We start from the raw sequence: 13,285 nt of genomic DNA, 5'->3' as shown, positions 1-13,285 counted from the left end.
ATGGAAGAATATGTATATATAGATGGTAAAAAATATCGAAGAGGATATACTACAGGCTCATGTGCAACAGGTGCATCCAAAGCTGCTGTATATATGCTGATAACAAAAAATAAAATTGATACTATAAATATAGATACTCCTAAAGGGATACCATTATCATTAAAGGTTGATAATATAAATATTTCTAATACATTTGTGGAATGTTCCATAAAAAAAGATGGTGGAGATGACATAGATGCAACTCACACCATGGATATTTATGCAAGAGCTGAAATTGTGTCCAAAAACGATAATGATAAAGATTATCTTACTTTATGTGATATTGATAGTGTAAATACTAATAGTGAGAGTCAAAATGAACTTTATAAATATATTAGAGTTTATGGTGGAATTGGTATTGGAGTAGTAACCAAAAAAGGACTAAGTGTAGATGTTGGTAAGCCAGCTATAAATCCTACTCCACTTAAAATGATAAACGAGGAAATAAGAAAGCTTGTAGGAAGTAATTTTGAATCTATACTTGGAGATAATAAAGTTTTAAAAATAACAATCTTTGCTCCACAAGGAGAAACGGTAGCAAAGAAAACATTTAATCCAAGATTAGGTATAGTTGGAGGAATATCTATAATAGGTACAACAGGTATTGTTGAACCTATGAGTGATGAAGGATGGAAAAAATCCTTATCCATAGAACTTCAAATGAAAAAAGAACAAGGCTTAGATAAAATAATACTGGTTCCAGGAAATCATGGAGAACAGTTTATAAGAGAAAAACTAAACTTGGATATTAAGTATGTAGTTAGAACGAGTAATTTTGTAGGCTATATGATTAAAGAAGCTCAAAGAATAGGGTATAAAAAAATATTAATGGCTGGTCATATAGGCAAATTTATAAAACTATCTGCTGGTATCTTTAATACTCATAGTAAAGTTGCAGATGCTAGAAGTGAGATATTAGTGGCAAATCTAGCCTTAATGGGAGCTAAATACGAATTTTTAAATAAAATAAATCAGTGCCTAACATCTGAAGAAGCTGTAGATATAATAAACAATAGTGAGTATAAACGGGTGTATAATATATTGAGTAATAAATGTAGAGATAGAGTAAAGGAATACTTAAATGAAGAGTCAGATGATATTGATGTGGAAGTGATGATATTTTCAATGGATAAGTCATTGTTAGGTAAATCGGATAATACAGATGCATTAGTGGAGGTCTTTATATGATAAACATAATAGGTCTAGGGCCTGGAAATTTGGACTATATAACAAAAAAAGGTGAAAACTTAATTTCCACTTCTGATGTATTAATTGGTGGTAAGAGGAATCTAGAATCTATAAAAAACTTCGAAGGAGAAAAAATAATCTTAGATTCTAATTTGAGAGAAATTATAGAGTACATAAATAATAATAAAGAAAAGCAAATATCAGTAATAGCTTCTGGTGACCCATTAATATATGGTATAGGTAGGTATCTATCTAAGAATATTGACAACAAAATAATAAATATGGTTTCTGGAATTAGTTCATTACAATATATATTTTCAAAAATATATGTTGATATGAATGATGTATATATCACAAGTAGTCATGGAAAAGTACCAGATTTTGATTATATACTATCACATAAAAAAGTATGTATGGTTACAGACTCTAAGATAGGTCCAAAACAAATAAGTAAAGAAATAATAGATAGAAATTTAAATAAGATTGTTGTAGTAGGAGAAAATTTATCATATGAAAATGAAAAAATAACAATAGCAAAACCAGAAGAGATAATAAGAATGGACAATTTCGAGATGAATGTTGTGGTGATTTTAGATGAAGAATAGTGAATTTATAACAGGGAAAGTTCCAATTACTAAAGAAGAAGTTAGAGCAATATCAATAAGTAAGTTGAATTTAGTAAAAGCTAAAAACTTTATAGACATAGGTGCTGGTACAGGAAGTGTAAGTATTGAAGCTGCATATAATTATCCTAATCTAAATGTTATATCTATAGAGAAAAATGATGTTGCTATAGAACTTATAGAGAAAAACATAAAAAAGTTTAACTTAAAAAATATAGAAGTAATAAAAGGGTATGCTCCAATCGATGTAGGATTAAATACCCAAGTTGAGTCTATTTTTCTTGGTGGGACAGGGAATAATTTAGAAGAAATAATAGAATGGTCTAAAAATAATTTAGTTATAGGAGGAAGACTTGTAGCTAATTTTATAATAATGGATACTTTTAATCAAACTTTAAAATTACTTAAAAAATATGGATTTAAAGAAATAGATGTAAGTGTTTTAAATGTTTCTAAACTAGAGAAACTAGGAAAAGGTGAATACTTTAAACCACTAAATCCTATATATATAATATCTTGTGAAAAAGGGGAAAATGATTATGAATAAAGTACATTTTGTAGGAGCAGGGCCTGGAGATAAAGAATTAATAACATTAAAAGGATACAAATTATTAAGTAATGCAGATGTAGTAATATATGCAGGTTCACTTGTTAATCCTGAACTTTTGGAATATTGTAAAGAAGATTGCCAAATACATAATAGTGCACATATGGATTTACAAGAGATAATAGATGTCATGAGAGAAGGTATAGAAAATAACAAGTCTGTTGTAAGACTGCAAACAGGTGATTTTTCTATATATGGTTCAATTAGAGAGCAAGTAGAGGACTTAAATAAATTGAATATAGATTATGATTGCACTCCAGGAGTAAGTTCTTTTTTAGGAGCAGCTTCATCTTTAGGTGTTGAATATACAGTTCCAGAAATTTCTCAAAGTGTAATTATAACAAGAATGGAAGGAAGAACCCCAGTTCCAGAGAAAGAATCAATACAATCATATGCTAAACATCAGACATCTATGGTAATATTTTTATCTGTTCAAGAAATTGAGAAAGTTGTGTCTAGATTACTAGAAGGTGGATATCCAAAAGATACTCCTATAGCAGTTATATATAAAGCAACTTGGGCAGATGAAAAAATAGTTAAAGGAACTTTAAGTGAAATAGCTATAAAAGTTAAAGAAAATAATATAAATAAAACTGCTTTAATAATGGTTGGAAGATTCTTAGGAGAAGAATATAATAACTCAAAGTTATATGACAAGGATTTTAAACATGAATATAGAGGGTAATATTGCTATAATCTGTATCACAGAAAATGGTAAGAATCTAGCTATAAAGATAAAATCTCTAGTAGATAATTGTGTTGTATATCAAATAAAAAATAAAGAAATTAATTTAAATCTTCAAGAAACCTGTGTACATATAGTTCAAAAGAAACTGAGCGATTTTGTGGGAGAAATATTTAATAAATTTGATTACATAGTATTTATAATGGCTACAGGTATAGTTGTACGAAGTATAGCGCCATATATAGTGAGTAAATTTAGTGACCCAGCAATTTTAGTACTAGATGAGAAAGGTAAAAACGTAATAAGCTTATTGAGTGGGCATATTGGAGGAGCAAATAAATTAACACATTACATAAGTAATCTTATCGATGCTAATCCAGTAATAACAACAGCCACTGATGTAAATCAAAAGGCTTCATTAGATATGATAGCAAAAAATCTAAGTGCATATATTGATAACTTTAGAGAAAATGTAAAAGAAGTGAATTCTAAGTTAGTTAACAATAAATGTGTTGGTTTATATGTTGATGAATGGTATCAAGTTGATACTAGAGGATTTAAGTTTATACAAAACATTGATGAGTTAAAAGAGAGTTTCTTAAATAAGTACATAGAAAAAGTAGTTATAATAAGTCATAAAATAAATTGTATTAGAGATGTTGAAAATTTAAATACAGATAATGAGTTTGAGAATGATTATATTAATGAAAAAATAATAAGAGTAATTCCAAAAGATATAGTAATAGGAATTGGCTGTAGAAGAAATACAGATAGTGAGCTAATGTATAATTCGCTTGTAGAATTTCTTAATAAACAAAATATAGATATAAGAGCAATAAACACGATTGGAAGTATAGAGCTAAAAAAAGATGAGAAGGCAATCATTGATTTATCAAAAGAACTACAAATACCTTTTAAAACATTTTCAATAGATGAAATATCAAATGTTGATAATCTATTTGATAAATCTGATTTTGTTAAAAAAAATGTGGGAGTGTATTCAGTAGCAGAGCCAGTAGCGTATCTTTTGAGCAAAGGGAACTTAATAGTTGAAAAACATAAATATAAAGGAATAACTTTTTCAGTGGGGAGAATAAAAATATGATATACGTTGTAGGAATTGGTCCAGGAAGTAAAGATACCATGACTTTAGAGGCAATAAAAGCAATAGAAGATTCTGAGGCTATTGTTGGATATAAGACTTATATAAATTTAATAGAAGAATTTATACAAAATAAAGAAATAATTCAAAATGGTATGAGACAAGAAGTTGATAGATGTAAACAAGCAGTAGAGGAAGCGAAGAAAGGAAAAAAAGTGGCAGTTGTAAGTAGTGGAGATGCTGGAATATATGGAATGGCAGGACTTATCTTGGAATTAATATCTAAAGAAAAAGAAGATATAAAAGTAAAAGTGATTCCAGGTGTTACTGCAAGTATTGGTGCAGCAGCTATACTTGGAGCTCCTATTATGCATGATTTTTGTCATATAAGTTTAAGTGATTTAATGACTCCATGGGAAGTAATTGAAAAAAGGTTGAAATTAGCTGCTGAAGCTGACTTTGTAATTTGTTTATATAATCCAAGAAGTAAAGGAAGAAGTGAGCATTTAAGTAAAGCATTTAAAATAATGGGTGAATTTAAAAGTGGGAATACGCCTGTTGGAGTGGTTAAAGATGTAGGTAGAGAAAAGGAAGAAAAGTTTGTATGTACCTTTGAAAATATGGATTTTGAAAAGGTTGATATGACTACAATGGTTATAATCGGAAATAAATCTACTTATATTGATAATGAGTTGATGATAACTCCAAGAGGTTATACAGTATGATTTTGATTTTAGGAGGAACTTCAGATAGTTTATCTATATGTGATAAGATAAATGAACTAAAACAACCATATATCCTTTCAGTGACCACAGATTATGGAAAGGAGCTTGCACAACGACATACAGATAATATAATTTTAGGAAAACTCGGACAGGAGGAGATGCTAAAATTTATAAAAGATAATCATATAGTGAAAATAATAGATGCAACTCATCCTTATGCAGTTGAAGTATCTAAAAATGCTATGTATTGTGCAAAACTGTTGAATGTAGAATATATAAGATTTGAGAGGAAATCTCTAATTGAAGAAATAAATTATGATAATAAGTTTATAGTAGATACAATTGAGGAAGCCTGTAAAATAGCAAATAAAATAGGAAAAAATATATTTATAGGAACAGGAAGTAAGAATCTAAATAGATTTGTAGAGGAAATAAACGATAAAAACTTAGTAGTTAGAGTTCTTCCAACTAGTGAGGTTATACTAAGTTGTGAAAAATTAGGTTTAAATGCAGACAATATAATAGCTATGAAAGGTCCGTTTAGCCAGTGTATAAACGAAGAAACGTATAAACATTATGGCATAGACTTAGTTATAACAAAAGAAAGTGGAATAGCAGGTGGTTTCTTAGAAAAAGTAAATGCATGTAAAAGTTTTAATATACCAGTGATAATTATTAAGCGAGAATCGATTAACTATGAAAATGTAATTAATGATATAAATAAAATTAAAGACATACTTGTATAATTTTTAGGAGGAGAACATATGAAGAAGGCCTTATTAGTAGTGAGTTTTGGTACGAGCTACCATGAAACGAGAGAAAAGACAATAGATATGTGTGAAAATAAAATAAAAGATTCATTAAAAAACTATGACTTTTTTAGAGCTTATACATCAAATATGATAATAAATAAAATAAAAAAAAGGGATGGAATAGAGATAGACAATCCAATACAAGCTTTAGATAAAATATATGAACAAGGATATGATGAAGTAATAATTCAAACACTTCATATTATATGTGGAGAAGAATTTAACAAGTTAAAAGAGCAAGTAGAAGGCTACTCATATAAATTTAAAAAGATTGTATTAGGGAGACCTTTACTTACACATATTGAGGATTATCAAGAATCTGTAGAGGCGATTAAACATCAAATCCCTCATATGAAAAATGATGAAGCAGTAGTATTTATGGGTCATGGGACTATTCATGAATCACATTCAGCATATCCAGCATTAGAATATATGCTTAGAGATAATGGAGTAAATGCTTATGTTGGTACAGTTGAAGGTTATCCAGAAATAGAGCATGTAATAAGAAGATTAAAAGAAGGTAATATAAAAACCGTAAATCTAATGCCATTTATGTTAGTTGCAGGTGACCATGCTATAAATGATATGGCGGGAGATGAAGAAGATTCTTGGAAAACAATATTAGAAGAGAATGGATTTAATGTAAATATACATCTAAAAGGTTTAGGTGAAAATCCTTATATACAAGATAAGTTTGTTCGTCATGCGACTAAATGTGCAGAAAATGTTAAGTTTTATGGTATAGGAGCAGGACCAGGAGACAGTTCTTTACTTACAATGAAAGCAGTTAGCGTATTAAAGAAACTAGATATTTTATATACTCCAGAATCAAAAAAAGGTGGAGATAGCTTAGCTTTATCAATAGTTAAAGAATACTTAAATGAATCAATAGAGATAAAATCTAGACATTTTCCAATGTGTTTTGATGGAAATGAAAAGAATATAGCATGGGACAATGTAGCTGAAGAGATTGCTACAGATGTTAAGAATGGAAAAAACGTAGGGTTTGTAACATTAGGAGACCCTATGATTTATAGCACATATGTGTACATAATGGAGAGAATATCAGATGAGATAGAAGTAGAAACTATACCAGGGATTTCATCATTTTCTAATATAGCATCTAATCAAAATTTTCCACTAGTTATGGATAAGGAAGCCTTAGTAATAGTTCCTTGTACTATGGAAGATGATAAAATAGAACTTGCTTTACAAAATTATAATTCAATAGTATTGATGAAAGTTTATAAGAACTTTAAGGAAATAATAAAAAAACTAGAAAAATATAATCTAATAGAACATGCTATTTTAGTAAGTAATTCGTCTCAAGAAGGTGAAACTGTATTTAAAGATTTACGAGAGGCACATCTTGAAGATAAGATATCTTATTTTTCTACAATACTAGTAAATAAAGAGAACAAAATAAAATAGATGAAGGTAATATTTTAAAGGAGATTTAGTATGAATATCGTGGTTGGAACTAGGGGTAGTAATCTAGCACTTATACAAACAGAATGGGTAATTAATGAATTAAAAAAGAAGTATCCAGATATTAATTTTGAGATTAAAGTCATAAAGACAAAAGGGGATTTGATTCAAAATGTTTCCCTAGATAAAATAGGCGATAAAGGATTGTTTGTTAAAGAAATAGAGCAGCAACTATTGGATGGAAAAATAGATATAGCAGTACATAGTATGAAGGATATGCCCTCTTATTTAGCAGATGGACTAAAATTTGCTCATACACCTAAGAGAGAAGACCCAAGAGATGTTCTAATACTTAGAGAAGGATATAAAAGCTTAGATGATTTACCTCATGGAGCAGTAATAGGCACAGGAAGTAAAAGAAGAAAATTTCAATTATTAAAGCAAAGACCTGACCTAAATATAGTACAAGTTAGAGGTAATGTAGAAACTAGAATACGAAAAATAAAAGATGAAAATATGCATGGGATTGTGTTGGCTGCATCAGGAATAATAAGAGCGAATTTACAAGAAAAAATAAGTTCTTATTTACCTGTTGATGTTGTTATACCAGCACCTGCTCAAGGAGCTTTGGCTATAGAAATAAGAAGTAATGATAGTAATATAGAAGAAATAGTGAATTCACTAAAAGATGAAAATACAGAAATCCAAATATTAGCTGAAAGAGGTTTTTTGGATGGTGTTAATGGAAGTTGTCATATACCAATGGCTGCTTATTGTGAAATAAACCAAGATAAGATACATCTTACTGGTCTATATGGAGATTCAGAAGGAACTAAAGTAGTAATTAAGTCTATGGAGGGGGATATTTCTTCTCCTAGAGAGTTAGGTTTAAAACTAGCTAAACTTGTATTGAAGGAGTATGAAAATTATGAAGGGTAAAGTTTACTTAGTAGGTGCAGGGCCAGGTGATTATAAACTCATGACTTTAAAAGGTCTAGAGTGTATAAGAAAGTCAGATGTAATAGTATATGATAGATTAGCAAATAGTAGTTACTTAAGAGAAGCTAAGCCTGATTGTGAGCTTATATATGTAGGAAAGGTATCAAGTAATCATATTTTGCCACAGGAAGATATAAATAGAATTATAGCAGAAAAGGCTAAAGAAGGAAAATATGTTACTCGTCTTAAGGGGGGAGACCCTTATGTATTTGGTAGAGGAGGCGAAGAAGCAGAGACTTTAGTAGATGAGGAGATAGAATTTGAAGTAGTTCCAGGAATAACTTCTGCTATAGGAGGCTTATGTTATGCTGGTATACCTATAACACATAGAGAACATGCTTCATCTTTTCATGTAATAACAGGTCATTTGAAGGGTGATGATAGTGGAGAATTAAATTGGAATGCTCTTGCAAATAATAAAGGTACTCTTGTGTTTTTAATGGGAATATCAAATTTAAAGAAAATAAGTGAAAACTTAATGAGAGAGGGAAAAGATAAGGATACACCAGTTGCACTTATAAGCTGGGCAACTAGATATAATCAAAGAGTTGTTACATCTACACTTGAAAATGTTTATGAAACTGCTATTAAAGAAGAAGTAAAGCCACCAACCCTTATAGTAGTTGGCAGTGTTGTAGGTCTTAGAGAAAAGTTAAATTTCTTTGAGAATAAGCCTTTATTTGGAAAAAGTATTGCTGTAACTAGGTCTAGAAATCAAAATAGTGTATTAGTGGAAAAAATAATGGATTTAGGTGGAAATCCAATTGAAATACCTACTATAAAGATAGAAAAACTACAAAATAATATTAAGTTAGAAAATGAAATAAGAAATATAAATAAATATAATTATCTAATATTAACTAGTAAAAATGCTGTAGAAATCTTTTTTGAAAAGATATATGAAATGAATTTTGATTTAAGAATACTATCTAATTTAAAAATATGTGCTATAGGTTCTGCTACATCAAATGAATTGAAAAAAAGAGGAATTATAGCTGATATAGTACCTAAAAAATTTGTAGCAGAATCACTATATGAAGAGCTAATGCCTATCTTGAAAAGTAGTGATAATATACTTATACCTAGAGCAGAAAATGCTAGAGATTATCTAGTTGACAAGCTTAAGGATATTTGTGAGGTAACAGAAGTACATACATATAGAACAGTAATAGATGAAGAGAAGAAAGATGAGATATTAGATATTTTAAATTCTAATGATATAGATTATATAACATTTACTAGTTCCTCAACAGTAAATAATCTAATTGAAATTATAGGAAAAGAGAATATTAAACTATTAGACAAAATAAAAACACTATCTATTGGACCTATAACTACAGAGACGATAAATAACTTAGGAATAAAGTTATATAAAGAAGCTACTACATCTACTATAGATTCATTAGTAGATTTAATCATAAAAAATTAATTTTGGAGGATTATCATGTTAAGAAGACCAAGAAGATTAAGAGCAAGTAAAGCAATAAGAAACTTAGTAAGAGAAACTAAAGTAAATGTAGAAGATTTAATATATCCGCTATTTGTAGTAGAGGGAGAGAATATAAAAGAAGAAATTAAATCTTTACCAGATGTTTATCATTTATCTATAGACATGTTAGAAGAAGAAATAAAAGAAATAAGTGAGTTAGGTATTGAGCATATAATGTTGTTTGGTGTGCCAAATGAAAAAGATGAGTGTGCCTCACAAGCTTTTAATGATAATGGAATAGTTCAAAAGGCAATTAGGAAAGTTAAAGAGATAAATCCAGAGATGAATGTGATAACAGATGTCTGTATGTGTCAATATACAAGCCATGGACATTGTGGAATTTTAACTGATACTGGTTATGTTGATAATGATAAATCATTAGAGTATTTAGCTAGAATATCTGTAAGTCATGCTAAAGCTGGAGCAGATATGGTAGCTCCATCGGATATGATGGATGGAAGAATACAAGCGATAAGAGAAGCTTTAGATGAAAATGGATTAGAGAATATAGGAATAATGGCTTATAGTGTTAAATATGCTTCAAATTTCTATGGTCCTTTTAGAGAAGCAGCTCATTCAGCACCATCTTTTGGAGATAGAAAAACATATCAAATGGACCCAGCAAATAGCAATGAAGCTATAATAGAAACAGAACTTGATATATTAGAAGGTGCAGACATACTTATGGTTAAACCTGCATTATCATATTTAGATATCATAAGAAGGGTTAAAGACAACTTTGATTTACCTCTAGCAGCTTATAATGTAAGTGGAGAATATTCTATGCTTAAGTATGCTGTAAAAGAAGGTTTATTAAATGAAGATGTAATTCTTGAATCAATTACATCTATAAAAAGAGCAGGAGCAGATATAATAATAACTTACTTTGCTAAAGATATTGCGAGATTGTTACAAAAATAGATTCTATAAAGAAAAAGAATTATAAAAAGTATAGGAATTGTAATTAGATATTCTATAGTGTTTTTATTTAGAGCTTTATTAAATAAGAATAGATACTAATTTATAATTTCTATACTTTATTTATGTGATTAAATAAATTTTGGAGGTATAAAATGCTATATCCTATTAATTTAAAATTAGATGACCTAGATGTAGTTATAATTGGTGGAGGAGAAGTCGCATATAGGAAATGTAAAAATTTTTTAAACTTTAATAAGAGTGTTACTATAGTTTCTAAACAACTTTTAAATAAGTTTTATGATTTGGAGGGAGATATAAAGATAATAAAGGATGATTATAGAGAAAAGTATATAAAAAATGCTTCTGTAATAATTGCTGCAACAAATAATAGGGAATTGAATATGGAAATAGGATTATATTGTAGAGCGGAAAATAAGCTGGTAAATGTTGTTGATAATGTAGAGGTATCAAATTTTACTGTCCCATCATATATAAAAAGAGGCGATTTACTTATAAGTATATCTACTGGGGGTAAGAGTCCTTCACTATCATCAAAAATAAAAAAGGAGCTTGAAAAGATATATACTGAAGATTATGAGGAATATTTAAATGTATTAGGCGATATTAGAAAAAAAGTTATAAAAAAATATGAAGATAAAAGCGAAAGAAAAGATATGCTTAATATGTTGATAACGCTCGATTTAGAAGAGTTAAAGAAACTTGATATATAAAAAATAAAATAAAAAATATTAAAAATGTGTTGACGGATTATTTTTAAGATGATATAGTATTACTTGTCCTTAAGAAAAGGGCAAACATGAAAAATGAACTTTGAAAATTAAACAGTAGGTTAATTTACAAAACAAGAAACAAACCATAAAGCCAGATATTTTGATAACAATAGTATCTGAGCCTGATAAACTTTTATTTGAGAGTTTGATCCTGGCTCAGGATGAACGCTGGCGGCGTGCCTAACACATGCAAGTTGAGCGATTTACTTCGGTAAAGAGCGGCGGACGGGTGAGTAACGCGTGGGTAACCTACCCTGTACACACGGATAACATACCGAAAGGTATGCTAATACGGGATAACATATTTGAGAGGCATCTCTTGAATATCAAAGGTGAGCCAGTACAGGATGGACCCGCGTCTGATTAGCTAGTTGGTAAGGTAACGGCTTACCAAGGCGACGATCAGTAGCCGACCTGAGAGGGTGATCGGCCACATTGGAACTGAGACACGGTCCAAACTCCTACGGGAGGCAGCAGTGGGGAATATTGCACAATGGGCGAAAGCCTGATGCAGCAACGCCGCGTGAGTGATGAAGGCCTTCGGGTCGTAAAACTCTGTCCTCAAGGAAGATAATGACGGTACTTGAGGAGGAAGCCCCGGCTAACTACGTGCCAGCAGCCGCGGTAATACGTAGGGGGCTAGCGTTATCCGGATTTACTGGGCGTAAAGGGTGCGTAGGCGGTCTTTCAAGTCAGGAGTGAAAGGCTACGGCTCAACCGTAGTAAGCTCTTGAAACTGGGAGACTTGAGTGCAGGAGAGGAGAGTGGAATTCCTAGTGTAGCGGTGAAATGCGTAGATATTAGGAGGAACACCAGTTGCGAAGGCGGCTCTCTGGACTGTAACTGACGCTGAGGCACGAAAGCGTGGGGAGCAAACAGGATTAGATACCCTGGTAGTCCACGCTGTAAACGATGAGTACTAGGTGTCGGGGGTTACCCCCCTCGGTGCCGCAGCTAACGCATTAAGTACTCCGCCTGGGAAGTACGCTCGCAAGAGTGAAACTCAAAGGAATTGACGGGGACCCGCACAAGTAGCGGAGCATGTGGTTTAATTCGAAGCAACGCGAAGAACCTTACCTAAGCTTGACATCCCAATGACATCTCCTTAATCGGAGAGTTCCCTTCGGGGACATTGGTGACAGGTGGTGCATGGTTGTCGTCAGCTCGTGTCGTGAGATGTTGGGTTAAGTCCCGCAACGAGCGCAACCCTTGTCTTTAGTTGCCATCATTAAGTTGGGCACTCTAGAGAGACTGCCAGGGATAACCTGGAGGAAGGTGGGGATGACGTCAAATCATCATGCCCCTTATGCTTAGGGCTACACACGTGCTACAATGGGTAGTACAGAGGGTTGCCAAGCCGTAAGGTGGAGCTAATCCCTTAAAGCTACTCTCAGTTCGGATTGTAGGCTGAAACTCGCCTACATGAAGCTGGAGTTACTAGTAATCGCAGATCAGAATGCTGCGGTGAATGCGTTCCCGGGTCTTGTACACACCGCCCGTCACACCACGGGAGTTGGAGACGCCCGAAGCCGATTATCTAACCTTTTGGAAGAAGTCGTCGAAGGTGGAATCAATAACTGGGGTGAAGTCGTAACAAGGTAGCCGTATCGGAAGGTGCGGCTGGATCACCTCCTTTCTAAGGAGAATTACCTACTGTTTAATTTTGAGGGTTCGTTTTTACGAATACTCAAAACTAGCACTTAAAGCAACAGAATAAGCTGAGCGTATGCGAAGTTTGTTTGTTGGCGACGTGCGTTAGCACTTTAAGCAACGGGATTTATCCGTTGGCGCTGTGCGTTAGCACTTTGAAAACTGCATATATATTTAGTGATATGACATCTAATTTGTAATATATAAAGCTGATAACTTTTAAAAA

At 31.6% G+C, this 13,285-nt stretch carries 12 protein-coding genes and 1 rRNA gene; all 13 read left to right on the top strand.

Annotation, left to right across the window (positions count from 1 at the left end; genetic code table 11):
• The 13 genes from cbiD to ACTG46_RS18145 all read left to right on the top strand — a co-directional run bounded on the left by cbiD (position 1) and on the right by ACTG46_RS18145 (position 13,045).
• Positions 1-1,227, top strand: a complete 1,227-nt coding sequence (gene cbiD, locus ACTG46_RS18205) for a cobalt-precorrin-5B (C(1))-methyltransferase CbiD (RefSeq protein WP_479923358.1) — start codon at positions 1-3, stop codon at positions 1,225-1,227.
• The gene (locus ACTG46_RS18200; protein WP_054277713.1) at positions 1,224-1,832 is read left to right on the top strand and encodes a cobalt-precorrin-7 (C(5))-methyltransferase; all 609 of its coding nucleotides are present in this window, start codon (positions 1,224-1,226) and stop codon (positions 1,830-1,832) included. Before cbiD ends, ACTG46_RS18200 begins: the two co-directional genes overlap by 4 nt.
• Positions 1,822-2,397, top strand: a complete 576-nt coding sequence (locus ACTG46_RS18195) for a decarboxylating cobalt-precorrin-6B (C(15))-methyltransferase (RefSeq protein WP_054277712.1) — start codon at positions 1,822-1,824, stop codon at positions 2,395-2,397. Before ACTG46_RS18200 ends, ACTG46_RS18195 begins: the two co-directional genes overlap by 11 nt.
• A complete protein-coding gene (locus tag ACTG46_RS18190; protein WP_479923357.1) occupies positions 2,390-3,142 on the top strand; it encodes a cobalt-precorrin-4 methyltransferase in 753 nt (250 codons plus the stop codon). Before ACTG46_RS18195 ends, ACTG46_RS18190 begins: the two co-directional genes overlap by 8 nt.
• Entirely contained in the window at positions 3,126-4,247 is a 1,122-nt protein-coding gene (gene cbiG / locus ACTG46_RS18185) for a cobalt-precorrin 5A hydrolase (protein ID WP_054271874.1), read from the top strand. The genes ACTG46_RS18190 and cbiG overlap by 17 nt, the downstream gene beginning before the upstream one ends.
• On the top strand, positions 4,244-4,969 hold the full coding sequence (gene cobJ / locus ACTG46_RS18180) for a precorrin-3B C(17)-methyltransferase (protein ID WP_054271873.1): 726 nt from the start codon (positions 4,244-4,246) through the stop codon (positions 4,967-4,969). The genes cbiG and cobJ overlap by 4 nt, the downstream gene beginning before the upstream one ends.
• Entirely contained in the window at positions 4,966-5,715 is a 750-nt protein-coding gene (gene cobK / locus ACTG46_RS18175; RefSeq protein WP_479923356.1) for a precorrin-6A reductase, read from the top strand. The genes cobJ and cobK overlap by 4 nt, the downstream gene beginning before the upstream one ends.
• 18 nt (positions 5,716-5,733) lie before the next feature.
• Positions 5,734-7,212, top strand: a complete 1,479-nt coding sequence (locus ACTG46_RS18170; RefSeq protein ID WP_479923355.1) for a cobalt-factor II C(20)-methyltransferase — start codon at positions 5,734-5,736, stop codon at positions 7,210-7,212.
• A gap of 30 nt (positions 7,213-7,242) precedes the next feature.
• Positions 7,243-8,148: a hydroxymethylbilane synthase gene (gene hemC, locus ACTG46_RS18165; RefSeq protein ID WP_074180123.1), complete on the top strand. Its 906-nt coding sequence runs from the start codon at positions 7,243-7,245 to the stop codon at positions 8,146-8,148.
• On the top strand, positions 8,138-9,637 hold the full coding sequence (gene cobA / locus ACTG46_RS18160; protein ID WP_054271869.1) for a uroporphyrinogen-III C-methyltransferase: 1,500 nt from the start codon (positions 8,138-8,140) through the stop codon (positions 9,635-9,637). Before hemC ends, cobA begins: the two co-directional genes overlap by 11 nt.
• Before the next feature lie 15 nt (positions 9,638-9,652).
• Positions 9,653-10,618, top strand: a complete 966-nt coding sequence (gene hemB, locus ACTG46_RS18155) for a porphobilinogen synthase (RefSeq protein ID WP_054271868.1) — start codon at positions 9,653-9,655, stop codon at positions 10,616-10,618.
• 152 nt (positions 10,619-10,770) lie between these two features.
• Positions 10,771-11,349, top strand: coding sequence for a precorrin-2 dehydrogenase/sirohydrochlorin ferrochelatase family protein (locus tag ACTG46_RS18150; protein WP_054271867.1), 579 nt, complete (start codon positions 10,771-10,773; stop codon positions 11,347-11,349).
• A gap of 193 nt (positions 11,350-11,542) precedes the next feature.
• A 16S ribosomal RNA gene (locus ACTG46_RS18145) occupies positions 11,543-13,045 on the top strand.
• Positions 13,046-13,285 lie beyond the last annotated feature (240 nt).

This window comes from Clostridioides sp. LIBA-7678 (assembly GCF_056716065.1).
Note: the sequence above shows the minus strand (reverse complement) of the source record. Positions and strands in the feature narration are given on the sequence as shown.